At 70.4% G+C, this 25,403-nt stretch carries 19 protein-coding genes; 11 read left to right on the forward strand and 8 right to left on the reverse strand.

Annotated features, from left to right (window positions below):
* Positions 1-38 precede the first annotated feature (38 nt).
* The 3 genes from AC07DI_RS25765 to AC07DI_RS25775 form a co-directional block, all read right to left on the reverse strand.
* On the reverse strand, positions 39-932 hold the full coding sequence (locus AC07DI_RS25765; RefSeq protein WP_478906260.1) for a hypothetical protein: 894 nt from the start codon (positions 930-932) through the stop codon (positions 39-41).
* Positions 933-1,112: 180 nt separating this feature from the next.
* Positions 1,113-2,168: a metallophosphoesterase gene (locus AC07DI_RS25770; RefSeq protein WP_384254498.1), complete on the reverse strand. Its 1,056-nt coding sequence runs from the start codon at positions 2,166-2,168 to the stop codon at positions 1,113-1,115.
* A gap of 243 nt (positions 2,169-2,411) precedes the next feature.
* Entirely contained in the window at positions 2,412-3,533 is a 1,122-nt protein-coding gene (locus AC07DI_RS25775) for a LacI family DNA-binding transcriptional regulator (protein WP_361718992.1), read from the reverse strand.
* A 431-nt stretch (positions 3,534-3,964) separates the two neighbouring features.
* Between AC07DI_RS25775 and hisC the strand changes: the two genes are divergently transcribed.
* The 6 genes from hisC to AC07DI_RS25805 all read left to right on the forward strand — a co-directional run bounded on the left by hisC (position 3,965) and on the right by AC07DI_RS25805 (position 14,559).
* Positions 3,965-5,044: a histidinol-phosphate transaminase gene (gene hisC / locus AC07DI_RS25780; RefSeq protein WP_478906261.1), complete on the forward strand. Its 1,080-nt coding sequence runs from the start codon at positions 3,965-3,967 to the stop codon at positions 5,042-5,044.
* Positions 5,045-5,336: 292 nt separating this feature from the next.
* Entirely contained in the window at positions 5,337-6,887 is a 1,551-nt protein-coding gene (locus AC07DI_RS25785) for a cytochrome ubiquinol oxidase subunit I (protein WP_478906262.1), read from the forward strand.
* A gap of 19 nt (positions 6,888-6,906) precedes the next feature.
* Positions 6,907-7,911: a cytochrome d ubiquinol oxidase subunit II gene (gene cydB, locus AC07DI_RS25790; protein WP_478906263.1), complete on the forward strand. Its 1,005-nt coding sequence runs from the start codon at positions 6,907-6,909 to the stop codon at positions 7,909-7,911.
* 48 nt (positions 7,912-7,959) lie between these two features.
* Positions 7,960-11,469 carry a thiol reductant ABC exporter subunit CydD gene (cydD, locus tag AC07DI_RS25795; RefSeq protein WP_478906264.1) on the forward strand — a complete coding sequence of 1,170 codons (3,510 nt, stop codon included), beginning with the start codon at positions 7,960-7,962 and terminating at the stop codon, positions 11,467-11,469.
* Positions 11,470-11,630: 161 nt separating this feature from the next.
* Positions 11,631-13,367 (forward strand): sensor histidine kinase, encoded by a 1,737-nt coding sequence (locus AC07DI_RS25800; RefSeq protein WP_478906265.1) that lies wholly within the window; start codon positions 11,631-11,633, stop codon positions 13,365-13,367.
* A gap of 136 nt (positions 13,368-13,503) precedes the next feature.
* Positions 13,504-14,559, forward strand: coding sequence for a M23 family metallopeptidase (locus AC07DI_RS25805; protein WP_478906266.1), 1,056 nt, complete (start codon positions 13,504-13,506; stop codon positions 14,557-14,559).
* Between the two features lie 199 nt (positions 14,560-14,758).
* Here the strand turns inward: AC07DI_RS25805 and AC07DI_RS25810 are convergent, their stop codons facing one another.
* Positions 14,759-15,685: a Cof-type HAD-IIB family hydrolase gene (locus AC07DI_RS25810; protein WP_478906267.1), complete on the reverse strand. Its 927-nt coding sequence runs from the start codon at positions 15,683-15,685 to the stop codon at positions 14,759-14,761.
* A 94-nt stretch (positions 15,686-15,779) separates the two neighbouring features.
* Between AC07DI_RS25810 and AC07DI_RS25815 the strand changes: the two genes are divergently transcribed.
* Positions 15,780-16,691: an LLM class flavin-dependent oxidoreductase gene (locus AC07DI_RS25815; protein ID WP_478906268.1), complete on the forward strand. Its 912-nt coding sequence runs from the start codon at positions 15,780-15,782 to the stop codon at positions 16,689-16,691.
* Positions 16,692-16,816: 125 nt separating this feature from the next.
* On the opposite strand, the gene AC07DI_RS25820 is transcribed toward AC07DI_RS25815, so the two are convergent.
* From AC07DI_RS25820 to AC07DI_RS25835, 4 genes are read right to left on the reverse strand one after another with little or no spacing between them, the layout of a single operon-like run.
* Entirely contained in the window at positions 16,817-17,791 is a 975-nt protein-coding gene (locus tag AC07DI_RS25820; protein WP_384254519.1) for a MerR family transcriptional regulator, read from the reverse strand.
* Positions 17,792-17,825: 34 nt separating this feature from the next.
* Positions 17,826-18,758 carry a metal-dependent hydrolase gene (locus tag AC07DI_RS25825; protein WP_478906269.1) on the reverse strand — a complete coding sequence of 311 codons (933 nt, stop codon included), beginning with the start codon at positions 18,756-18,758 and terminating at the stop codon, positions 17,826-17,828.
* Entirely contained in the window at positions 18,755-20,560 is a 1,806-nt protein-coding gene (locus AC07DI_RS25830) for an SDR family oxidoreductase (RefSeq protein WP_478906270.1), read from the reverse strand. Before AC07DI_RS25830 ends, AC07DI_RS25825 begins: the two co-directional genes overlap by 4 nt.
* Entirely contained in the window at positions 20,557-21,408 is an 852-nt protein-coding gene (locus tag AC07DI_RS25835; RefSeq protein ID WP_384254526.1) for a M24 family metallopeptidase, read from the reverse strand. The genes AC07DI_RS25830 and AC07DI_RS25835 overlap by 4 nt, the downstream gene beginning before the upstream one ends.
* A gap of 278 nt (positions 21,409-21,686) precedes the next feature.
* Here AC07DI_RS25835 and AC07DI_RS25840 point away from each other — a divergent pair, with 278 nt between their 5' ends.
* The 4 genes from AC07DI_RS25840 to AC07DI_RS25855 are packed head-to-tail and all read left to right on the forward strand — an operon-like array spanning position 21,687 to position 25,243.
* Positions 21,687-22,694 carry an ABC transporter ATP-binding protein gene (locus AC07DI_RS25840; protein ID WP_384254685.1) on the forward strand — a complete coding sequence of 336 codons (1,008 nt, stop codon included), beginning with the start codon at positions 21,687-21,689 and terminating at the stop codon, positions 22,692-22,694.
* Complete coding sequence (locus AC07DI_RS25845) at positions 22,684-23,601, forward strand: ABC transporter permease (RefSeq protein WP_384254528.1); 918 nt, start codon at positions 22,684-22,686, stop codon at positions 23,599-23,601. Before AC07DI_RS25840 ends, AC07DI_RS25845 begins: the two co-directional genes overlap by 11 nt.
* The gene (locus AC07DI_RS25850) at positions 23,601-24,512 is read left to right on the forward strand and encodes an ABC transporter ATP-binding protein (RefSeq protein ID WP_384254531.1); all 912 of its coding nucleotides are present in this window, start codon (positions 23,601-23,603) and stop codon (positions 24,510-24,512) included. Before AC07DI_RS25845 ends, AC07DI_RS25850 begins: the two co-directional genes overlap by 1 nt.
* A gap of 11 nt (positions 24,513-24,523) precedes the next feature.
* A complete protein-coding gene (locus AC07DI_RS25855) occupies positions 24,524-25,243 on the forward strand; it encodes an ABC transporter permease subunit (RefSeq protein WP_478906271.1) in 720 nt (239 codons plus the stop codon).
* The last annotated feature ends 160 nt before the right edge of the window (positions 25,244-25,403 follow it).

Raw genomic sequence — 25,403 nt, forward strand, 5'->3', positions numbered from 1 at the left:
CCTGTGCACGGTCTTGCCCGTGCCCGTCCCCGGCCCTACTACTCCGGCTTGTGGTCGGGACCGCCGAAATCGGGGCTGGAGAAGTCCGGGCTCGAGTAGCTCGGCCGGGACCCCGCGGTCTGGCCGCCGTCCGGGCTGCTGAACCCCGGCCTGTGGTAGCCGAGTTGGGGCATGCGGCCGCCCTTGCCGGATTCCCCGGCGCCCGGAGACGGCGCGCGGGCGGCCGGAGCCGCCCCCGGTTCCGTCAGGGCCTCCCGCAGGAACGGTACGACGCCCCGCTCGAGGAGCGCCCGGCCCCAGTCTTCCCTGGCCCGGGACACCTCCTCGCACTGCTCGCCGTGGAGTTCTGCCTGGAGCGAGGTGGAGCCGTTGCGCAGAGCGGTCAGGAGCAGACCGACCGCGGCGACCAGGATGCCCCCTGCGGTGAGCGCGCCGAACAGCCATCCCGCGGTGAGCAGGGTGTCCGCGAAGGCGGGCTCGGGGTTGAGCATCTTCAGGATGTAGCCGACGAGCAGGAATATCGCGGCGGCCGCCCCCGCGAGGACGGGTGCGAGGACCGCGACGACGGCGATCGCCCCGGCTCCCGCTGCCACCGGTTCCGCCACCTCGCCCATCGTGGTGGCGAGGCTGAGGCCGCCGGAGCCCGACTCCGCGGCGCTCTGTCCGTTCCTTTCACGGATCGTGGTGGATGTCGGTCGAGGTTCGCGCAACTCCTCGCGAACCTTCACGTAGTGCGCGTACTCGGCCGCTGCCGCGGCCGTGATCAGTGCTGTCGCGTTCAGGGCCATGGTGCGCAGTTGTTCGGTGTTGAGCCGCTGGCCCACGGCGGCGAGTTCAGGACGGTCAGGTGCGTTGCGCAGCGCCTCATCGAGAATCCGCTCGTATTCGGGGCGGTCCTCATTGAGCAGGTGTGGAGCGCTGTTCATGTGCATCCCCCGATGCTCCGTAGGGCTGAGGCTCGCATGGCTACGAGCCGTTGGGCAGAAACGGAGGGGAGCCTGCTACGGATAAGCCGATGGTAGAGCCGTGACCGCATGCGGTGACAGGGGGTTTCCAGAATTTGCCACCCTGGTCAGCGTGATCGTGTAGAGGAACGCCTGCCCGCTGAAGCCTCAGTCAGCCAGTGGGAGTTGCTGGACCAGTAGCTTTCCGGCCATGGTCACTCCGCCGTCCATGGCGATGGCCAGGCCGTCGGCGTACACGTGCGGACCCTCGATGACCGGGCCGCCGCCGTCCGACTCGTCCTCGGAGCCGACATCGCCCAGGAGGTAGGGGATGGGGCTGTGGCCGTGGACGATGCGTGTGCCGCCATAGATGTCGAGGAGTTCGCGGACGGCCGAGGGGCCCGACTCGTCGCGGAAGGCGAAGCGTTTGGTGAACTTGCGGAAGAGGTCCCAGCACTCGTCGGCGTCATTGCGCGTGAGGGTCTCCCGGATGGTGTCGTTCACCGCCTCGATCGAGTCGCCGTAATCCAGATAGGCGGTTGTGTCGGAGTGCACGAGCAGGTGGCCGTCGGCCTCCTCCATCGCGTCCAAGCGGGCCATCCACTGCAGGTGGTGGTCCTCCAGCCGCTCCATGTCGGTCTTCTGCCCGCCGTTCAGCAGCCAGGCGGCCTGGAAGGTGGCGGTGCCGGCGCCGGAGTTGACGGGGGTGTCGCCGAAGCGCTTGGCGCCGAGCAGGAGCAGCTCGTGGTTGCCCATGAGCGCCTTGCAGTAGCCACCGGCGGCGGCGGCCTCGGCGGAAAGGCGCATCACGAGGTCGATGACGCCGATGCCGTCGGGACCGCGGTCGGTGAAGTCGCCGAGGAACCACAGGCGCGCGTTGCCCGCGGCCCAGTTGCCCTCGGCGTCGATGAGGCCCTGCTCATGGAGGGCCGCGAGGAGCTCCTCCAGATAGCCGTGCACGTCGCCCACGACGAACAGGGGCCCGTGCTCCTCGCTGGCCCGCGGCTGCGGCGGCTCCGGCATGACCTGCACCTGGACGGTGTCTCCCCGGTTGATGACGGGCAGATCGCGCTGGGTGGGGGTGTAGCCCTCCTCCGGCGGCTCGCCGGGAGCTCCTGGGCTCGCGGGGCCGGGAGCGGTCGTCTCATGGACGTACGCCGGTACGCGGAAGTCGCGCAGCGTCGCCGTCCGCACATCGGGTCCCTGACCGGCCCCCTGAGTCATCGACCCCTCCACCACCATTGCGCCGCATCTGCACCGAGATCGGACTGCTTGGTCGCAGCGGCCCGCGGTGTCGTCCGCCCATCATAGGAATGCGGCTCCCGCTGTGTGGTGCACCAGGGGTGGTGAATCGGTACTGAAGCCCGGTTCGCCGAGGTTTTCTCCCGAATTGGGCAGAGGTTTCCCCGCTGGTGGCGGGGGATACACCAACCTCTGCCCGGTGTCGGGACGCTTGGGCGGAAGCGGTCAGCCGTGGCCGGGCGATCGGGGCGGGCTGACCGTCGTGCGCGGCGGACGTCGCTCGGACGAGGTGCGCACGATCAGTTCGGTCGGTATCACCTGCTCGATGGGACGGCCCGTGTCGAGGCCCTCGATGGCGTCGATGAGGAGCTGGACGACGGCTGTGCCGATGCGCCGGGGTTTGAGGGAGAGCGTGGTGATCGGCGGTTCCGTGGTGGCGTACACGGTGGACTCGCTGCAGCAGACGAGCAGCAGGTCGTCGGGGACGCGCAGGCCGTACCGCCGGGCGGCGGCGAGGAGATCGGTGCCGTTGGGGTCGAAGAGGCCGTAGACGGCGTCGGGCCGATCGGGCCTGGCGAGCAGCCGGTCGGCGGCGACGGCGCCTGCGCAGGGGTCGTGCGCGGGATAGGACTCGTAGACCGGGTCCTGCCCGACGCGTTCGCACCAGCGCAGGTAGGCGGTGGTGGAGAGGTGGGTGTACGTGTCCGTGGTGGTGCCGGTGAGGAGGCCGATCCGGCGGGCACCGGCGGCGGCGAGGTGGTCGAGGATCTCCAGGACCGCCGCCTCGTGGTCGTTGTCGACCCAGGCGGTGACCGGCAGGGAGCCGGCCGGGCGGCCGTCGGAGACGACCGGGAGGCCCTGTCTGACCAGTTCGCTGACCACGGGGTCGTGGTCGGAGGGGTCGACGACGACGGTCCCGTCGAGTGCGACGTTCGACCACACGTCGACGGGGCTGCGGCGCGAGGTGGCGGGGAGGATGACCAGGGCGTATCCCCTGGCCAGGGCGGCCGAGGTGGCGGCTCTGGCCATCTCGGCGAAGTAGGCGAACTCGGTGAAGGTGAAAGGTTCATCCCCGTACGTCGTCACGGTCAGGCCGATGAGGCCGGATTTGCCGGTACGGAGGGTGCGGGCCGCGGCGGACGGGCGGTAGCCCAGCCGCTCTGCGACTTCGCGGACATGGCGTCGGGTGGCGTCGGGAAGCCGCCCCTTGCCGTTGAGGGCGTCGGAGACAGTCGTGATGGAGACACCGGCGGCTGCGGCGACGTCTCTGATCCCCGCTCGACTCTGCCGGTTGCCCCGGCGCGCGGTCTCCGCTCGGCTCACCTGGTGCTTCCCTGCTGCTGTCATGGCGAGCCGATAGTAGGGCTCATGCGGGTGGGTAGCAGGGACGCATATTCACTCGTTGACAGGCACGTTTCTGCATGGCGTGTGCGGCTCAATGACCATGGAATGCAAGGGAGTTGGGCGGCCGGACGGTCAGCTGCCCGTGATCGTCACGCATGAGCCTGCCAAATGGATCAGGTCTCGAAGAGGTCTCAACTCACCTTCACGGGGGACGCGCGCCACGGAGCGAGCCACCGGCGCGTGGGGGAGCACGGAGCGCCCCCTCCGCCGCGTACGCCGATATCGGATCGCCGCGTACGCCGATGCCGGATCGCCCGTGCGTCGATGCCGGATCGTTCGTACGCCGATATCGGAAGGCCATTCGCAGGGGCGCCCAATCCTCATAAGGTAAGCAGTATTCGAACGTGTCGAGACTGGCTACGAGGAGGACTGCGGTGAGCGAGACGAGCCCGAGGCTGCGCGCCGAGCTGGAAGGTGTCCCCACCTACAAGCCGGGCAAGCCCGCCGCGGCCGGCGGTCCGGTGGCCTACAAGCTGTCCTCCAACGAGAACCCCTACCCGCCGCTTCCCGGCGTCATGGAGAGTGCGCTCGCGGCGGCCGGTTCCTTCAACCGCTACCCCGACATGGCGTGCACGGCCCTGATGAGTGAGCTGGCCGAGCGTTTCGGGGTGCCCGTCTCGCACATCGCCACGGGCACCGGCTCCGTCGGCGTCGCCCAGCAGCTGCTGCAGGCCACCTCCGGTCCGGGCGACGAGGTGATCTACGCGTGGCGGTCCTTCGAGGCGTACCCGATTATCACGCAGGTCAGCGGTGCGACCTCGGTACGGGTGCCGCTGACGGACGACGAGGTGCACGACCTCGACGCGATGGCCGCGGCCATCACCGACCGCACCCGCCTCATCTTCGTCTGCAACCCCAACAACCCCACGGGCACCGTGGTCCGCAGGGCGGAACTCGAGCGGTTCCTGGACCGGGTGCCGAGTGATGTGCTGGTCGTCCTGGACGAGGCGTACCGCGAGTTCATCCGCGACCCCGAGGTGCCGGACGGCATCGAGATCTACCGTGACCGCCCCAACGTCTGCGTCCTGCGCACGTTCTCCAAGGCGTACGGCCTCGCGGGCCTGCGTGTCGGCTTCGCGGTCGCCCACGAGCCGGTGGCCGCCGCGCTGCGCAAGACGGCGGTGCCTTTCGGCGTGAGTCAGCTGGCGCAGGACGCGGCGGTGGCGTCGCTGCGCGCCGAGGACGAGCTGATGGGGCGGGTCGACTCGCTGGTCGCCGAGCGCACGCGCGTGGTCGAGACGCTGCGCGGCCAGGGCTGGACGGTGCCGGAGACGCAGGCGAACTTCGTGTGGCTGCGGCTCGGGGACCGTACGGCGGATTTCGCGGCGGCGTGCGAGAAGGCCGGTGTGGTCGTGCGGCCGTTCGCCGGTGAGGGGATGCGGGCCACGATCGGCGAGACCGAGGCCAACGACCTCTTTCTGCGGGCGGCGGAGGCGTTCCGCAAGGAGCTCTAGCCTCGAAGGAGGCCAGGAGATCCGTATCCGCATGGCGCGGATGCAACAAGATGTTGAAGCGACAGGGAAGGCCCCGGACAGCAGTCCGGGGCCTTCCCGGTGTTCCGGTGTTCCTGGTGTTCCGGCGTTCCCGGCGGTAAAGGGGACCCCCCTTTGGATGTGCGCAGCCGGTACGACATAATGCTTGTGAATGTGAACGCGTTCACAAGCGCGTCCCGGTTCGTCCGGAGATCAGCGGGATAAAAGGGGCAAAGCTGCCTCCTTGGCCCGCGGTGAGTAAGGAGAAGCCGCAGTGGACCTGGCTCTGGCGCCGGAAACCCTGGCGCGATGGCAGTTCGGCATCACGACCGTCTACCACTTCCTGTTCGTCCCCCTGACGATCTCGCTCGCCGCCCTGACGGCGATCCTCGAGACGGCGTGGGTGCGGACCGGCAAGGAGCATTACCTCCGAGCGACCAAGTTCTGGGGAAAGCTGTTCCTGATCAACATCGCGATGGGTGTCGTCACCGGCATCGTCCAGGAGTTCCAGTTCGGCATGAACTGGTCCGACTACTCGCGCTTCGTCGGTGACGTCTTCGGCGCGCCGCTCGCGTTCGAGGCGCTGATCGCGTTCTTCTTCGAGTCGACCTTCATCGGGCTGTGGATCTTCGGCTGGGACAAGCTGCCGAAGAAGCTGCACTGCGCCACGATCTGGATCGTCTCCATCGGAACCGTCCTGTCGGCGTACTTCATCATCGCGGCCAACGCCTTTATGCAGCACCCGGTCGGCTACAAGATCGTGGAGCGGGACGGCACCAAGCGCGCGGAGCTCACCGACTTCGCCAAGGTGCTCTTCCAGGAGACGGCGCTCGTCAACTTCTTCCACGTCATCTCGGCGGCCATCCTGGTCGGCGGCGCCTTCATGACCGGCATCGCCATCTTCCACCTGCGCAAGAAGCAGCACATCCGCACCATGCGGATGTCGATGCGGCTCGGTCTGGTCGCCGCGTTCGCCGGCACGCTGCTCACCGTCGTCAGCGCCGACACCCTCGGCAAGGTCATGTACGAGCAGCAGCCGATGAAGATGTCGGCGGCCGAGGCGCTGTGGGAGAGCGAGAAGCCGGCGCCGTTCTCGATCTTCGCGTACGGCGATGTCGCCAAGGGGCACAACGACGTCGCCATCCAGGTCCCCGGCGTCCTGTCCTTCCTCGCCAAGAACAACTTCAACGCCGAGATCCCCGGCATCAACGACCTCAACAAGGAGGCGCGGGAGAAGTACGGGCCCGGCGACTACCGGCCCAACATCCCCACCGCCTACTGGTCCTACCGCTGGATGATCGGCTTCGGCGGCGTCTCGATGGCGCTGTGCACCGCGGGCCTCTGGCTGACCCGGAAGAAGTTCTGGCTGGCGCCCGAGCACCGCACCGGCGCGGACGACATCCCCAAGCTGATGCTCACCAAGGACAAGGAGCTCGCGCCGAGGCTCGGCACGTGGTGGTGGCGGCTCTCGCAGTGGACACTGATCTTCCCCCTCATCGGCACCGCCTGGGGCTGGATTTTCACCGAGACGGGGCGGCAGCCCTGGGTGGTCTACGGGGTCCTGCGCACCAGGGACGCCGTCTCCCCCGGGGTCTCGCAGGGCGAGGTGCTCACCTCCCTGATCGGGTTCACGCTGATCTACGCGATCCTCGCCGTCATCGAGGTGAAGCTGCTGCTCAAGTACGTCAGGCAGGGCCCGCCCGAGCTGACCGAGGCGGACCTCGACCCGCCCACCAAGATCGGCGGCCCCGGCTCTGGCAAGGATTCGGGCTCGGGCTCCGATTCCGACGCCGATTCCGACCGGCCCATGGCCTTCTCGTACTGAAGGAAGGAGCGACGACGACATGGAACTTCACGACGTCTGGTTCGTACTGATCGCCGTTCTGTGGATCGGCTACTTCTTCCTGGAGGGGTTCGACTTCGGGATAGGGGTCCTCACCAAGCTGCTCGCCCGCGACCGGGTCGAGAAGCGGGTGCTCATCAACACCATCGGTCCCGTCTGGGACGGCAACGAGGTGTGGCTGCTCACGGCGGGCGGCGCGACCTTCGCCGCCTTCCCCGAGTGGTACGCCACGCTCTTCTCCGGCTTCTACCTGCCGCTGCTGCTCATCCTGATCTGCCTGATCGTGCGCGGTGTCGCCTTCGAATACCGCGCCAAGCGGCCCGAGGAGCGCTGGCAGACCAACTGGGAGCACGCGATCTTCTGGACCTCCCTGATCCCGGCACTGCTGTGGGGCATCGCCTTCGGCAACATCGTGCGCGGCGTGAAGATCGACGGCCACAAGGAGTACGTGGGCGGCTTCTGGGACCTGCTCAACCCGTACGCGATCCTGGGCGGCCTGGTCACCCTGACACTGTTCACCTTCCACGGAGCGGTGTTCGCCTCCCTCAAGACGGTGGGTGACATCCGGGTGCGGGCGCGGAAGACCGCGTTGGGCCTCGGGCTCGTGACGGCCGTGCTCGCGCTCGGATTCCTGACCTGGACCCAGGCCGACAAGGGCGACGGCAAGAGCCTGATCGCGATGATCGTGGCGGTGGCCGCCCTGGTGGGTGCCCTCGTGGCGATCAAGATCGGGCGTGAGGGCTGGTCGTTCGCGCTGTCGGGGATCACGATCGCGGCGGCCGTCGCGATGCTCTTCCTGACGCTCTTCCCGAACGTCATGCCGTCGTCGCTGAACGAGGAGTGGAGCCTGACGGTCACCAACGCCTCGTCCAGCCCGTACACGCTGAAGATCATGACGTGGTGCGCGGGCGTCGCTACACCGGTCGTGCTGCTCTACCAGTCGTGGACGTACTGGGTGTTCCGCAAGCGGATCGGTACGCAGCACATCGCCGACGCGGCGCACTGAGCCCGTCGTCACCTGCCGCTCCCCTGCCCTTCGGAGGGTGTGTTTCACGTGAAACCAATCGACCCGCGCCTGCTGCGATACGCCCGCGCCACTCGCTTCTTCCTGGTCGCCGTGGTGGTTCTGGGGCTGATCGGCGCCGGCCTGGTCATCGGTCAGGCGATGCTCATCGCCGAGATCGTGGTGGGCGCCTTCCAGAAGAGCCTCTCCGCAGGTGACTTGAGCACGCCCTTGGTGCTGCTCACTCTGGTCGCGCTGGGGCGGGGCCTGGTCTCCTGGCTGACCGAGCTCGCCGCGCACCGGGCGAGCGCGGCGGTCAAGTCGGAGTTGCGGGGGCGGCTGTTGGAGCGGGCGGGCGCGCTCGGACCCGGGTGGCTGGGAGAGCAGCGCACGGGTTCGCTGATCTCCCTCGCCACGCGGGGCGTGGACGCGCTCGACGACTACTTCTCCCGCTATCTGCCGCAGCTGGGGCTCGCGGTGGTCGTGCCGGTGGCGGTGCTCGCCCGCATCGTCACCGAGGACTGGGTATCGGCGGTGATCATCGTCGTCACCCTGCCGCTCATCCCGGTCTTCATGATCCTGATCGGCTGGGCCACGCAGAACCGCATGGACCGTCAGTGGCGGCTCCTCTCACGGCTCTCAGGACATTTCCTGGACGTGGTCGCGGGGCTTCCGACCCTGAAGGTGTTCGGTCGCGCGAAGGCCCAGGCCGACTCGATACGCAAGATCACCGGCGAGTACCGGCAGGCCACGATGCGTACGCTGCGCATCGCCTTCCTGTCGTCGTTCGCCCTGGAACTGCTCGCCACGATCTCGGTCGCCCTGGTCGCGGTCACCATCGGCATGCGGCTCGTGCACGGCGAGATGGAGCTGTACGACGGACTCGTCGTCCTCGTCCTCGCGCCCGAGGCGTACCTGCCGCTGCGCCAGGTCGGGGCGCAGTACCACGCGGCGGCGGAGGGGCTCTCGGCCGCCGAGGAGATTTTCGAGGTCCTGGAGACCCCGGTGCCGCCCGCCGGGACCGGGGCGGCGCCCTCGGGCGTGCTGAGCGTGGAGGGCGTGACGGTCCGGTACCCGGGGCGGACGTCGGACGCCGTCTCCAAAGCCGCCTTCCAGGTGGCGCCCGGGGAGACCGTGGCGCTCGTGGGGCCCAGCGGGGCGGGCAAGTCGACCCTGCTGAACGTGGTGCTCGGGTTCGTCAGGCCCACCGAGGGGCGGGTGTGCGTCGGCGGGGTCGACCTGGCCGACGTCGCGCCGGAGCGGTGGCGGGAGCGGATCGCGTGGGTCCCGCAGCGGCCGCACCTCTTCGCCGGGACCATCGCGGAGAACGTACGCCTCGCACGGCCGGAGGCGGACGACGCCCAGGTGCGGGAGGCTCTGCGGGATGCGGGCGCCCTGGAGTTCGTGGACGCGCTGCCCGCCGGGGCCGGCACCGCCCTCGGTGAGGACGGGGCCGGGCTCTCCGCCGGGCAGCGGCAACGGCTCGCCCTGGCGCGGGCGTTCCTCGCCGACCGGCCCGTGGTCCTCCTCGACGAGCCGACGGCGGCGCTCGACGGCGGGACCGAGGCGGAGGTGGTCGAGGCGGTTCGCCGGCTGGCGGTCGGGCGGGCCGTTCTGCTGGTCGTGCACCGTCCCGCGCTCCTTGCGGTGGCCGACCGGGTCGTACGGCTGGACGCCACGGACGTGGCCTCCCGGCGCCAGGGGGCGCGCCCGTCCGTGACGCCGTCCGATGCGCCGTCCGGCACGGGCGGGCACATCGCGGGCAGCCCAGGCGACAGCGCGGTGCCGGGCGATCCGGACGCGACCCGCCCGAAGAGCCGGGTCCTTGCCAGGGTCCGGCACGCCGCGCGGGCGAGGCGGGGTCAGCTGGGCCTCGCCCTGCTCCTCGGCGCCCTCGCCCTCGGCAGCGCCGTCGGGCTCATGGCCACCTCCGGCTGGCTCATATCGAGGGCCTCGGAGCAGCCCCCGGTGATGTACCTGATGATCGCCGTCACGGCGACCCGCGCCTTCGGCATCGGCCGCGCCGTCTTCCGGTACGCGGAGCGGCTCGTCTCGCACGACGCCGTGCTGCGGATGCTCGCCGACACCAGGGTCGCCGTCTATCGGCGCCTGGAGCGGCTCGCCCCCGCGGGCCTGCGCGGCGCCCGGCGCGGCGACCTCCTCTCCCGCCTGGTCGCCGACGTCGACGCCCTGCAGGACTACTGGCTGCGCTGGCTGCTCCCCGCCTCCGCCGCGGCCCTCGTGAGCGCGGGAGCCGTCGGGTTCACCGCCTGGCTGCTGCCCGAGGCGGGTGCCGTGCTCGCCGCGGGGCTGCTCGCGGCGGGCGTCGGCGTGCCGCTGGTCAGCGGCGCCGTGGCCCGTCGCGCGGAGCGAAAGCTGGCCCCCGCGCGCGGGGTGCTCGCCACCCGCGTCGCCGACCTGCTCACCGGAACCGCGGAGTTGATCGTCGCCGGGGCGCTGAAGCGGCGTACGGCCAAGGCGGGGGAGGCCGACGCAGAGCTGACCCGGATCGCCTCCAGGGGCGCCACCGCCACCGCGCTCGGCGACGGCCTGAGGGCGCTCGCCACCGGGCTCACCGTCGCCGCGGCCGCGCTCGTCGGCGTACAGGCGGTCCACGACGGGCGGCTCAGCGGTGTGGCCCTGGCCGCGGTCGTGCTCACGCCGCTGGCCGCCTTCGAAGCGGTGATGGGGCTGCCGCTCGCCGTGCAGTACCGCCAGCGGGTCGGCAAGAGCGCCGAACGCGTTTACGAAGTGCTCGACGCGCCCGTGCCCGTCCCCGAGCCCGCCGTACCCGCGCGGGCGCCGCAGTCGCCCTTCCCGCTGCGCGTCGAGGGGCTGCGTGCCCGGTACGAGGGGCAGGACCGGGACGCGCTCGCCGGCGTCGGCCTCACCCTGGAGCGCGGCCGGCGGATCGCCGTGGTCGGCCCCTCCGGGTCGGGCAAGACGACGCTCGCGCAGGTGCTGCTGCGGTTCCTCGGGGCGAGCGAAGGGACGTACACCCTCGGTGGCACGGACGCGGCCGCCCTGGACGGTGACGCCGTGCGCCGCGTGGTCGGGCTGTGCGCCCAGGACGCCCACATCTTCGACAGTTCGGTGCGCGAGAACCTGCTGCTCGCCAAGAAGAACGCCACGGAGGGGGAGTTGCGCGACGCCCTGGAGCGGGCACGGCTCGACGGCTGGGCCGACTCGCTGCCGGAGGGGCTCGACACCCTCGTCGGCGAACACGGGGCCCGGCTCTCAGGAGGGCAGCAGCAGCGCCTCGCGCTGGCCCGCGCGCTCCTCGCCGACTTCCCCGTCCTCGTCCTCGACGAGCCCGCAGAGCACCTCGACCTGCCGACCGCCGACGCCCTCACCGCCGACCTGCTGGCCGTCACCGAGGGACGTACGACGCTGCTCATCACCCACCGGCTCGCCGGCCTCGACGCCGTGGACGAGGTGCTCGTCCTTGACGCGGGACGGGTGGCGCAGCGCGGCACGTACGCGGAGCTCACGGCGGTGGAGGGGCCGCTGCGGCGGATGCTGGAGGTGGAGCGGGCGGCGGACCTGCTGGTGGCGGCTTGAGGGGGCGTCCTGGGGGTGTCCTGGGGCCGAGGGGCAGCCGGGCGGGACGGCTTCGGCGGGCCGGGGACGGGCCGGAGACGTATCGGATCGATCGAGGCTTCGGCTTCCCCCTTCAAAGCTTCGGCTTTCCCCTTCAAATAGGACTTACTAGGCTCAAAGGCATGTCAGTACCTTCGGCCCCCGCCGATCCCCCGCTTCCCGACGGCACACCGACCACGGTGAAGGCGGCGGAGCTGGCGATCCGCGGCCTCCAAGGGCTCACGCCCGAGCTGAGTTCGCGGGTGCCGCAACTGCTCGACGCCATGCGGTCGGTCGGTGCCGGACTCGAACTGCACACCACTCTGGACCGCATCTGCGAGACGGCCGCCGAGCTGGCCGATGCCCGCTACGCCGCCATCGGCGTCGTCGCCGAAGACGGCGAAGGGCTCTCCGACTTCGTCTACCACGGCATCGACGAGGAGACCGCGGAGCGCATCGGACACCTGCCCGACGGCCACAAGGGCCTCCTCGGCGCCCTCATCCACCAGCCGCGGACGCTGCGCCTCGGCGATCTCTCCGCCGACCCGCGCTCCTGCGGATTCCCGGCCCACCACCCCCCGATGCGGACCTTCCTCGGCGTCCCCATCCGCGTCCAGGGAGAGATCTTCGGCAACCTCTACCTGACGGAGAAGCGGAACGGAGCGGACTTCAACGACTACGACGTGCACATGGTGCGTGTCCTCGCCACGGAGGCGGGCATCGCCATCGGGAACGCGCGCCTCTACGAAGCCGCCAAGCAGCGTGAGCGCTGGATCGACGGCTCCGTGGCGGTCACCACGGCCCTGCTGTCCGGCAGCGACGCCGAGGAGGCGCTCGAAGTGGTCGCCGAGCAGGCCAGGCACCTCGCGGACTCGGCCGCGGGCATCGTGCTGCTGCCCGACGAGGAGGGCGGCATGGAGGTCGTCGCGGTCTCCTCGCAGGAGCCCGTCGGAGCCCTCGGCATGGTCGTCCCCGCGGAGAGCCGCATCGTGGCCGACCTCCTCGAAGGCAACTCCGTGTTCATCGACGACGCGGCCGCCGACCCGCGCATCATGACCGAGGCCGCCCGTGCGTTCGGCCCCGTCATGATGCTGCCGCTGCAGAGCGACGGCCGGGTCCTCGGCACGCTCGTGACGCCGCGCGTGCGCGGTGCGCGCCCCTTCACCGAGGCCGAGCGGACGCTCGCCACCCAGTTCGCCTCGCAGGCCGCGCTCGCGCTGATGATGGCCGAGGCGCAGCGGGACCGGGAACGGCTCGCGGTCTACGAGGACCGCGACCGGATCGCCAGGGACCTGCACGACCTCGTCATCCAGCGGCTGTTCGCCACCGGGATGATGCTGGAGAGCGCCCAGCGCAGGTCGGTCGTGCCGGAGGTGCAGGTAGGCGTCGGCCGCGCCGTCGACGAACTGGACGTGACGATCCAGGAGATCCGCACGGCGATCTTCGCGCTGCAGCAGGGGCCGGCCGAGGCGCCCTCGGGGCTGCGCACGCGCGTCCTGCGCGAGATCAACATGGCCGCCGTCCCGCTGGGCTTCAAACCGTCGCACCACTTCGTGGGGCCCGTCGACACGGTGGTCGGGGAACTGACCGGCAAGAACCTCATCGCGGCGCTGCGGGAGGCGTTGTCCAACGCGTTCCGGCACGCGCAGGCCGCCCGTATCGACGTCGTGGTCGACTCGACCGTCGTCCTCCCTGACGGGCAGCACGGCGTACGCCTGACCGTCGCCGACGACGGCGTGGGGATCGCCGAGGGCGGCCGGCGCAGCGGCCTGAGGAACCTCAAGAGGCGGGCCGAGTCGCTGGGCGGTGACAGTTGGTACGGGCCCGGGATCGGCGAGGACGGCGGCGGTACGACGGTGGTGTGGGAGGCGCCGTACTGACGTAGTACGGGGCGGCCTCAGTGAGCGTGGCGGGCCCTGTTCGGCGGTATACGAGTGGGCCGTACGGGGCACCGTGGCCCCCGGGTCCACGAGTTGGTCCTGACCCGCGCCACCGCGACCGGCAACGATCCCTGACATGTTGCTGAGCCGCCACCACCGTCCGCACCCGTTCGTCAGCGTGCCGGTACTGCTGTGCGCGCTGCTCTGGTCCGCTCCCCCTGCCCCCGCCTCCGAGGCTCCGGACACGAGCGTCGACGTGGCACGGCTGTACGAGGAGGCCTCCGTGGCGACCACACGCTACGAAGAGGTGCATCGGGCCGTCGGCCGCCAGCGCGCGAAGGTCCGGAGGGTGAACCGGCTGCTCGCCGAGGAGCGGCGTGACATGGCGGCGCTGCACGGTGACCTCGGCCGGCTGGCCAGTGCCCAGTACCGCACCGGTGGCGGTCCGCTCTACACCGTGCAACTCCTCCTCGCGGGCAGCCCCGACGCCCTGATGCGGGGCAGGCAGATCCGGTGGCAGGCCGATCTGGCCGTGAACAGCGCTGTCGCCAAGACCCGGCGGGCGGCGGCCGGGCTCGCCCTCGCCAAGGACCGGGCGGCCCGCGCCAAGCGCACCCTGGAGCGGCGCAAGGTCCACCTGGCCGAGCTCAAGCGGGACATCGATCAGAAGCTGGAAAGGGCCCGGTGGACCCTCCAGGGCGAGGCCGACCGGTCGGTGACGGAGGGGAGGTGCCGCGGCGCGGTCCGGCTCGATCAGCCGAAAACGCGCCGCACGCGCGCGTGGGTGACGCCCGTGAGGTCCTACGAGCTCTCGGCGGGCTTCGACAGCGTCGGCGGGCGCTGGGCACACCGGCACACCGGGCAGGACTTCGCGGTCGGCATCGGGACGCCCGTGCGGTCGGCCGGCGCGGGCCGGGTGGAGAGCGTGTCGTGCGGCGGGAGCTTCGGGATCGAGGTGGTGGTGCGGCACAAGGGCGGCTACTTCACGCAGTACGCGCATCTCGCGGGCGTCACCGTCGACCAGGGGGAGCGGGTACGTCCCGGTCAGTGGATCGGGCAGTCCGGCACGACCGGCAACTCGACCGGTCCGCACCTGCACTTCGAGGTACGGCTCACGCCGGAACCGGGGTCGGCGGTCGATCCGCGGGAGTGGCTGGCCGAGCGGGGCGTCACGCTCCGAACCCGTCCTTGAGAGCCTGTCTTTGAACCCCCGTCTGCGCCCCGGCGCCCGGCACGCACGCTCGGCGCACGGAGCCCCAGGACAGGTGGCTCCGCCACATGACCTGGGACTCCGCACACCGATCGAACGCTTCCCCAAGCTCTCGGCTCCGCTCGAGCAGGGGAGGCCCCAATCCACCGCTGCGCCCGCGCTTCGCGCGGACGACGGGGGTTCAAAGACAGGCTCTGAGGATCTGCTCGATCACGACCGCGACGCCGTCGTCGTTGTTGGCGACGGTGCGCCCGGAGGCCGCGGCGACGACGTCCGGGTGGGCATTGCCCATCGCGTACGACGTACCGGCCCAGGCGAGCATCTCTATGTCGTTGGGCATGTCTCCGAAGGCGACGACTTCCCGCGGCGTGATGCCGCGCTCCGCGCAGCACAGCTCCAGGGTGCTCGCCTTGGAGACGCCGGGGCCGCTGATCTCCAGGAGGGCGCTCGGGCTGGAACGGGTGACCGTGGCCCGGTCGCCGATGGCCGTGCGGGCGAGCACCAGGAATTCGTCGGGGGCGAGCCCGGGGTGGAAGGCGAGGATCTTGAGGACGGGCTGGTCGGGGGCCGCGGAGTCCGCCGCGTGTTCGGCGAGCAGCTTCTCCGCGGGGGCGACGCTTTCGCCCGGCTCCATGTGCAGCGGTGGGTACGTCTCCTCGTGGTGCAGTCCCCCGGTCCGCTCGATCGCGAAGGACGTGCCCGGCGCCGCGGCGCGCAGCCTGCGCACGACCTCGAGGGCACACTCCCGCGCCAACTCGCGGACCTTGACGAAGCGGTGGGTGCCGGGGCCGCCGTGCAGGTCGACCACGGCGGCGCCGTTGCCGCAGATGGCGAGGCCGTGGCCGTGGACGTGCGCGCTGACGACGTCCATCCAGCGGGCCGGGCGGCCGGTCACGAAGAAGACCTCGATGCCGGCCTCCTCGGCTGCCGCGAGCGCGGCGACGGTGCGGTCCGAGACCGTCTTGTCGTCACGCAGCAGCGTGCCGTCGAGGTCCGTCGCGATCAGCCGGGGCCGCGGCCGGCTCGCGGCCGGGCCGCCGGGCGCCCAAGCTGTGGGGGCCGGGGCGGTGGGGGCCGGGCGCCGGGGCCCTGGGGTCGCTGAGGTCACGCCCTCGATTGTCCCGCATATGCGCGCACGGCCGTGCGCTGGGGCGCACATCTGAGTACTCGGCGGCTCAGGGCCCCGCCGTAAGCTCTGGGGCATGAGTCTGCGTCTGAGCACTGTGATTCTTCCCGTACGTCGCTGGCACGAGGGCGCCCGCGACCAGTGGCGGCAGGCCGAGGAGCTCGGCTTCCACGCGGCGTACACGTACGACCATCTCGCCTGGCGCACCTTCCGTGACGGGCCGTGGTTCGGGGCGCTGCCCACGCTGACCGCCGCCGCGACGGCCACCGAGCGGCTGCGCCTGGGCACGCTCGTCACGTCACCGAACTTCCGGCACCCGGTGACGCTCGCCAAGGAGCTCATCTCGCTCGATGACATCTCCGGAGGCCGGATCACGCTCGGCATCGGCGCCGGCGGCAACGGTTTCGACGCCACGACGCTGCTGCGGAGCGGTGCGGAGCCCTGGACCCCGCGCGAGCGCGCCGACCGGTTCGCGGAGTTCGTGCCGCTGCTCGACCGGCTGCTGACCGAGGACTCGGTGACGTACGAAGGGACCCACTACTCGGCGACCGAGGCGCGTGACATCCCGGGCTGCGTGCAGCGGCCGCGGCTGCCCTTCGCCGTGGCGGCCACCGGCCCGCGCGGCCTGAAGCTCGCGGCCCGGCACGGGCAGGCGTGGGTGACGACGGGGGACCCGAAGCTCTTCGAGGCGGGCACGCCGGAGCAGTCCCGCGAGGCGCTCTCGGGTCAGCTCGAGAAGCTTGGCAAGGCGTGTGCGGAGATCGGCCGGGACCTGGCCGACCTGGACAAGGTCCTGCTGACCGGCTTCACGCCGGAGCGCGGCCGTCCCCTTGAGTCCGTCGACGCCTTCGTGGACTTCGCCGGCCGCCACCAGGCGCTGGGCTTCACCGAAATCGTGGTGCACTGGCCGATCCCCGGCTCGGACTTCGCCGCGGACCAGTCGGTGTTCGAGAAAATCGCCACCGAGGCGTCCCGACAGCTGAGCTGAAACGCCGTTTTCCGTGTGCTCGATTTTCGTCCATCGACTTTTCATCGACGGGTCGAGGCCCGGAGGTTTGATCCACAGCCAAGTCGAGTTATCCACAGGCTAGTTGATAATTCTGTGGACAACTCTTAAGCGACTGGCGGCATTTGGCTAACTTGCGGCATATTTGGGCCTCTTGTCGCCAGCGCGTCCAATGTCCTTGTCTGCACCTCCTTTTCGGCGGCTGCGGCAATGAACGCGGGCGCGTTCGTCTCGCCAACCAGGGCCTGAACGGCGCGCATTGTGGATGCCGGGAGTGCTACGTTCTGCCGCTCGTCCGTGCGAGAGGCGAGTGCCCCCGGCTCCAGGTGCTGACGCAGGTGCCTGGTGGCGAACGTCCGCATCGCGCGGGCCAGTTCCGCGTCCACCGACTGCTGGGCGAGCGGTCGCAGCCTGCGGACGAGCGAGGCCGCCTCCGCCGCGTCCGAGTCGGTCGGCGGGTGAGGTCCGAGGTAGCGCGCGAATACGTGCTCGGTCGTGAACTCCAGGAAACGGGCGGCTATATGCTCGACCTGGCCCCTCAACTCCCGCAAATGCCCCGAAATAGCCGACAGCGGTACGCCCGCCGCGTACAACTCGACGGCCACCGAGAGCTCTTGTGGGCTCGGCACCAGGAACTCGTCCTCGCGGCCCGGTATCGGTTCGAGCACCCCGAGAGCGATCGCGTCGGCCACCGCCGCCTCGTCGGGAGTGCCGCCGAAGGCCGCGTCGAGCTCGGCACGGGTGATCCGGTCGGCCTTCTCGTCCGTCCACGGGCCGTCGACCTCCGCGACCAGGCCGAGCACCCCGCCGAGCCCCCGGCCCGCGTCCCAGGCCTCGAGGAGCTCCTTGATGGACGCCAGGGTGTAACCGCGGTCCAGCAGGTCCGCGATCTGCCGAAGGCGTGCCAGATGCTCGTCCCCGTACACGTTCGACCGACCGCGCCGCTCCGGACGGGGGAGCAGCCCGCGGTCTTGATAGGCGCGGATCGTACGGACCGTCGCCCCGCTGTGGTGCGCCAGATCCTCGATGCGGTACTCCGCGCGATGCTCCGCCGGTTGCTCTGTGGGCTCCGTATACGTCACGCCCCCCGCCCTTCGTGTCGCCTGGGCACAGCCGCTACGCGGTGGCCGTCCGGCCGATCGCGCCCGCCGCGGCCCGCGCCGCGGGCGACTGCGCCAGATATCCGACGGCCTTGCGCAACGAGCCTTCCTGGGAGGGATGGTACGACCGCCGCAGATAGCGGGGTATCGCCGTGCCGAGCTCGCGCCAGGTGGGCAGCAGGCCCTTGCGGACCGCGCGATTGTGCTCGGCCAGTGAGTACCGCGAGCGGTCCGCGAGTTGGGGGTCGTGGCGGATCAGATAGGCCGTGCCCCACATCCACAGGTACAGCATCACGGGCGCCGTGACCGCCATGCCAGCGACCCTGCGCGCGTACCGGGGGAGGCCCTGGCCGCCGCAGTGCTGGAACATGTCGAAGGCGACCGCGCGGTGCTCGACCTCCTCCGCCCCGTGCCAGCGCAGCAGATCGAGCATGACCTCGTCGGCCCCGGCGCGGTCGAGGCCCTCGGCGCGCAGGACCCAGTCGCCCAGGACGGCCGTGAACTGCTCTATCGCGGCGATGATCGACAGCCGGAACCGAAGCCACTCCTGCGTCGGCACCGGCACGCCCAGCGGTGGCTTCTCGCCGAGGAGCTTCTCGAAGAGGAAGTCGACGTACTTGGTGAAGGCAGCGGTGTCCAGGCGCTGCGCCGCCAGGTGGTCGAGCACGTGCGCGTGCTGCACGCTGTGCGTGGCCTCCTGACCCATGAACCCCTTGACGTCCCCGCGCAGTGCGGGATCGGTGATCAGCGGCAGGCCTTCCTTGAAGACCTTCACGAACCACCGCTCCCCCGCCGGGAGAAGCAGATGCAGGACGTTGATGACGTGCGTGGCGGTCGGCTCGTCCGGTATCCAGTGCAGAGGTGTCCCGTCCCAGTCGAACGAGACCCGGCGCGGAACGATCGCGTAGTGCTCCCGCGCGCCCGTGCGGGGATCCGTCTCCTTGCTCACAGCGGCGGCTCCAATCGGGCTATCGCACGCAGGGCCTTCGGGCTGAAGCGCGACATGAAGCGGGCGCCGCGGGCCTCCGGGGTGACCGGGACCACCGCCTGGTTCTTGACGACGGCGTGCAGGATCGCGTCGGCGACCTTCTCCGGCGGGTAGTTGCGCAGGCCGTACAGCCGGGCCGACTTCTTCTGGCGGCGCTTCTCCTCGTCGGCCCCGACACCGACGAAGCGGGACGTCGCCGTGATGCTCGTGTTCACGAAGCCCGGGCAGATCGCGGAGACCCCGATGCCCCGGCCCGCGAGCTCGGCGCGCAGGCACTCGCTGAGCATCAGGACGGCCGCCTTGGAGGTGCTGTAGGCGGGCAGGCTCCGGGAGGGCTGGTACGCCGCCGCGGACGCCGTGTTGACGATGTGGCCGCCCTGGCCGCGCTCGGCCATCTGCTTGCCGAAGAGCCGGCAACCGTGGATGACACCCCACAGATTGACGTCGAGGACCTTCTTCCAGTCCTCGCTGCTGGTCTCAAGGAAGGAACCGGCGATGCCGATGCCCGCGTTGTTCACCAGGACGTCCACCACGCCGTACTCCGTGGCGACCCGTTCGGCGAGCTTCTCCATGGCCTGCTCGTCGGTGACGTCGACCGTCTCGGCCCAGGCCGCGGGGGCACCTATCAGGCGCGACATCTCCGCCGTGCGGGCCGCGCTCTCCGCGTCCCGGTCGACGGCCACCACGCGCGCGCCCGCCTCGGCGAACGCGAAGGCGGTGGCCCGCCCGATGCCGCTGCCCGCTCCGGTGACAAGGACGAGCTGTCCGCCGAACCGGTCGGCGTGCTTGCCGCTCGCACCGCTGTCGTTGACGGGCATGCCATCCTCGTTCGTCGTGACGAACTCGCCGATCCAGGCGGCCAGTTGGTCGGGTCGGGTGCGCGGCACCCAGTGCTTGGCGGGCAGGGTGCGGCGGATCAGCTGCGGGGCCCACAGCTCCAGCTCGTCGTAGAGCCGCTCGGACAGGAAGATGTCGCCGGAGGGCGTGATGAGCTGCACGGGCGCGTGGGCGTACGCGTCGGTGCGCGGCCTGCGCAGCCTCGCGCGGACGTTGTCGCGGTAGAGCCAGGCCCCGTGTGCCGCGTCCTGGGGCAGGGACGACGTCGGATAGTCGCCCGCCGGGACCTTCTCCAGGCGCTGGAGGATCTTCGGCCACTGCTTGGCGAGCGGGCCGCGCCAGGCGAGCTCGGGGAGCACGGGGGTGTGCAGCATGTACACGTACCAGGACTTGGCGCCCTGGCCGAGCAGCTGGCCGACCTTGCGGGGCGTGGGCCGGGACACGCGCTGCTTGATCCAGTGGCCGAAGTGGTCGAGCGAGGGGCCCGACATCGAGGTGAAGGAGGCGATGCGGCCCTCCGTGCGCTTCACGGTCACGAACTCCCAGGACTGCACCGAGCCCCAGTCGTGCCCGACCACGTGCACCGGCTTGTCCGGGCTGACCTCGTCGATGACCGCCACGAAGTCGTCGGTCAGCTTCTCCAGGGTGAAGCCGCCGCGCAGCGGACGCGGTGCGGTCGACCTGCCGTGCCCGCGGACGTCGTACAGCACGACGTGGAAGCGGTCGGCGAGGCGCCCGGCGACCTCGCTCCACACCTCCTTGGAGTCCGGATAGCCGTGCACGAGCAGGATCGTGGGCCGGTCCGGGTCGCCCAGCTCGGCGACGCACAGCTCCACCCCGCCCGTGCGCACCCAGCGCTCGCGCGCGCCCCGCAGGCCGCCGCTCCGCTCCTCGCCGGTGCCCTTGGCGATGTCTCCGGTCGTCATGCGGCGGCCCTCTCCTCAGCCCAGCGCCGCACATGCGGCAGATCGTCGTCCAGCCAGAAAGCGCTCTGTTCGGGGTCCTTGGAGTCGGTGACGACCAGGATCTCCTCGAACTTCGCGCCCGTACCTCGGAAACCGAGGTGCGGCTCGACCGCCCAGAGCCCCTTCCGGGGTGGGTGGTCGGAGAACTTGTACGGGGACCACAGCGGCGACCAGCCGTCGCGGTGGCCGTGGATCGCATCGCTGACCAGGCCCTTCAGTGACTGTGTGCCGAAACCGAAGAGGTGCGGGGAAAGGCGGCGCTCCTTGACCCGGTCGACCTTGTGCGCGATGACGCCGAACGGATACGCGCGATGGCGGTTGGCATACCCCTGGCGGACCATGAGCCGGTCGACGTCCTCATAGATCTCCCGCAACGGCCTGCGCTCGCGCACCTCGCGCAGGATCAGCTCGCGGTGCGCCTCCAGGTCGGCGAGGAGCCTGTCGTGCACGGGGTTGAGGCCCAGGCAGCCGGAGTAGCCGATGTCGGCCGTGAAGCCCTTGTAGACCGGGGCCATGTCGAGGATGAAGGGCATCCCCGGCTCCAGCTTGCGGTGGGTGGGGAAGAACTGCAGGGGGATCCGGAAGCCCGCGAACGCCGTGCGGTCCCCGAACCAGGCGAAGGGCAGGTGGAACCAGTCGCGCACGCCCCGCTCGCGCAGCCACTCGCGCTGCATCCGCGCCGCCTCGCGCTCCGTCACACCCGGCCTGAGCTGAGCCGCCACCGCCTCGGCGCACGCGTACGCAAGGGTCTGCACTTCTCTGAACCCCCGCAGCTCCGCCGAGAGTTCGCCCGCCACCGCTGAGGTCATGCCACCGTCCGTCCTGAGTCCGGTCCATCCCGAGTCCGGTGCATCCCGTGTCCCGGGTCATCGCCGTACGCGGTCGTAACTTGACACTGATGAATGTGACAATGCCCGGCGGCTACGTCAAGAGTTCTGTCCAACCCTGCGGGAGAGGTCCGGAAGAACCCCCACGGGTCGACTTCCGGACGACCCCTACGGGCCCGTGATACTCGAGAGTGAGGGCAGGGCAGGCCCTTGGTCTGACGCGCCGGTGTGGGCCGCGCCACTAGCGTCGAAGCGTGACTGTGATCGCGACCGAAAGCCTGAGCAAGCGGTTCCCCAGGGTGACCGCGCTTGACCGGCTCTCCATGGATATCGGGCCCGGTGTGACCGGACTCGTCGGAGCCAACGGAGCCGGCAAGTCCACACTGATCAAGATCCTGCTGGGTCTGTCCCCCGCCACGGAGGGCCGCGCCACCGTGCTCGGCCTCGACGTCGCCACCAGCGGCGGCGAGATCCGCGAACGCGTGGGGTACATGCCGGAGCACGACTGCCTGCCGCCAGACGTCTCGGCCACCGAGTTCGTCGTGCATATGGCGCGCATGTCCGGACTCCCGCCCACCGCGGCCCGCGAGCGCACCGCGGACACCTTGCGCCACGTCGGGCTCTACGAAGAGCGCTACCGCCCCATCGGCGGCTACTCGACCGGCATGAAGCAGCGCGTCAAGCTCGCGCAGGCCCTCGTCCACGACCCCCGGCTGGTCTTCCTCGACGAGCCGACGAACGGCCTCGACCCGGTCGGGCGCGATGAGATGCTCGGCCTGATCCGCCGCGTCCACACCGACTTCGGCATCTCGGTCCTGGTCACCTCGCACCTCCTCGGCGAGCTGGAGCGCACCTGCGACCACGTCGTCGTCATCGACGGCGGCAAGCTCCTGCGGTCCAGCTCCACCACCGACTTCACCCAGACCACCACGACGCTCGCCGTCGAGGTCACCGACACCGACGACCACCCCGACGGCACCCGCGCGCTGCGCGAGGCGCTGCGGGGCCGCGGCATCGGCACGGAGACCGGCGGCGAGCTGCCCGGCGCGGGGCACACGATCCTGCTCACCGCCGAGGGTGAGGAGACGTACGACGTCGTGCGCGACCTCGTCGCCGACCTCGGCCTCGGCCTGGTGCGGATGGAACAGCGCAGGCACCACATCGCGGAGGTCTTCACGGACGAGCCGCGACAGGAGCCCGCGGCCGGGCCCACCGCCGCCCTCGTGACCACCGCACAGCAGAAGGGGGCCGGCCGCGATGAGCACTGAGGCCACCCGGAGTCCGGAGCCCGCACGGGCCCCCGAGTCCACCCGCATCCACAACATCGGTTACCGCAACTACGAAGGACCGCGGCTCGGCCGTGCCTACGCCCGCCGCTCGCTCTTCTCCCAGAGCCTGCGCGGCGCGTACGGACTCGGGCGTTCCGCCAAGTCCAAGGTCCTGCCGATGATCCTCTTCGCGGTGATGTGCGCACCCGCGGCGATCATGGTGGCGGTCGCCGTCGCCACCAAGGCCGACGACCTCCCCCTGGACTACACGCGCTACGCGATCGTGCTCCAGGCCGTCATCAGCCTCTTCCTGGCAGCCCAGGCCCCGCAGACCGTCTCCCGCGACCTGCGCTTCAAGACAGTGCCCCTCTACTTCTCGCGGCCCATCGAGCGCGGTGACTACGTGGCGGCGAAGTTCGCCGCGATGTCCTCGGCGCTCTTCGTCCTCACCGCGGCGCCGCTCGTCGTGCTCTACGTAGGGGCGCTGCTCGCCAAGCTCGACTTCGCCGACCAGACCAAGGGATTCGGTCAGGGGCTGGTCTCCGTGGCGCTGCTCTCCCTGCTCTTCTCCGGTATCGCCCTCGTCATCTCCGCCGTCACACCCCGCCGCGGATTCGGCATCGCCGCCGTCATCGCGGTGCTGACCATCACCTACGGAGCGGTGTCCACGGTCCAGCAGATCGCCTCCGAGCAGGGCAGCACCGGAGCCATCGCCTGGCTCGGCCTCTTCTCGCCGATCACGCTCATCGACGGCGTACAGACCGCCTTCCTCGGCGCCACCTCCGCCTTCCCCGGAGGGGAAGGCCCCTCTTCCGCCGTAGGCGCCCTCTACGTAGTCGTTGTTCTCTGCCTCATCGCGGGCTGCTACGGCGCGCTGATGCGCCGCTACCGGAAGGTCGGCCTCTGATGACCACGATCAATATTGACCATGTGTCGCGCTGGTTCGGGAACGTCGTGGCGGTCAACGACATCACCATGAACATCGGCCCGGGAGTCACGGGGCTCCTCGGTCCGAACGGCGCGGGCAAGTCGACGCTCATCAACATGATGGGTGGTTTCCTCGCCCCCTCCACGGGCAGCGTCACCCTCGACGGCAGGCCCATCTGGCGCAACCAGGAGATCTACAAGGACATCGGTATCGTCCCCGAGCGCGAGGCGATGTACGACTTCCTCACGGGCCGCGAGTTCGTCGTCGCCAACGCCGAGTTGCACGGTCTCGACGAGCGGGCTGCCAAGAAGGCGCTCGCCACCGTCGAGATGGAGTACGCGCAGGACCGGAAGATCTCGACGTACTCCAAGGGCATGCGCCAGCGCGTGAAGATGGCCTCCGCCCTGGTCCACGACCCTGCGGTGCTGCTGCTCGACGAGCCCTTCAACGGCATGGACCCGCGTCAGCGCATGCAGCTGATGGACCTCCTGCGGACCATGGGCGGGCAGGGCCGCACGGTCCTGTTCTCCTCGCACATCCTCGAAGAGGTCGAGCAACTCGCCTCGCACATCGAGGTCATCGTCGCCGGACGGCACGCGGCCAGCGGTGACTTCCGCAGGATCCGGCGCCTGATGACCGACCGCCCGCACCGCTATCTGATCCGTTCAAGCGACGACCGCGCCCTGGCCGCCGCGCTGATCGCCGATCCGTCGACGGCCGGCATCGAAGTCGACCTCAAGGAGGGCGCCTTGCGCATCCAGGCGGTCGACTTCGGCCGGTTCACCGCGCTGCTGCCCCGCGTCGCCCGCGAGCACGGCATCCGGCTCCTGACGGTCTCGCCCTCGGACGAGTCCCTCGAGTCGGTCTTCTCCTACCTCGTCGCGGCCTGAAGGGACTGACCGTGTACAACCCCACTGTCGCCCGGCTCACCTACCGGGCCCTGCTCGGCCGGCGCCGGGCACTGATCCTCCTCGCCCTGCCCCTCCTCCTGATCGTCATCTCCGCGGCGGTACGGGGGTTCAGCGGCGCCGACGACCAGGTGGCCGCCGATGTCCTCGGCGGATTCGCGCTCGCCACGATGGTGCCGATCATCGGCGTCATCGCGGGCACCGGTGCGATCGGTCCGGAGATCGACGACGGCTCGGTCGTCTACCTGCTCTCCAAGCCGGTCCGGCGGCCCACGATCATCTTCACCAAGCTGATCGTCGCCATCGCCGTGACCATGGCCTTCTCGGCGATCCCCACGTTCATCTCGGGGATGATCCTGAACGGCAACGGGCAGCAGATCGCCATCGCCTACACGATCGCCGCCCTCGTCGCGTCCGTCACGTACGCCGCGATCTTCCTGCTCCTCGGCACGGTCACCCGGCACGCCGTGGTCTTCGGGCTCGTCTACGCGCTGGTGTGGGAGGCGCTCTTCGGTTCGCTGGTCTCCGGGGCGCGCACGCTCAGCGTCCAGCAGTGGTCGCTCGCCGTGGCGCAGAAGGTCGGCCACGGTGACCTGATCACCTCGGACGTGGGTCTGCCGGCCGCGACCGTACTGTTGGCCGTCGTCACGGTGGTCGCCACGTGGTACGCGGGGCAGCGGCTCCGGTCGCTGACGCTGGCCGGGGAGGAGTGACGGGGCGTTGCACTGGGCTTGGGCGGGGGTGGGGGCCCGCGCCGCCTGATCCGGCCTTCATCACCGGCTTCGCCGAGTTCGTCCTCAAACGCCGGACGGGCTGAAGATCTCGAGCGCCGGACCGGCTGGAAATCCCAAGCACCGGGTGGGCTGAAGATTC

The sequence above is a fragment of the Streptomyces sp. NPDC044106 genome (genome assembly GCF_056433985.1).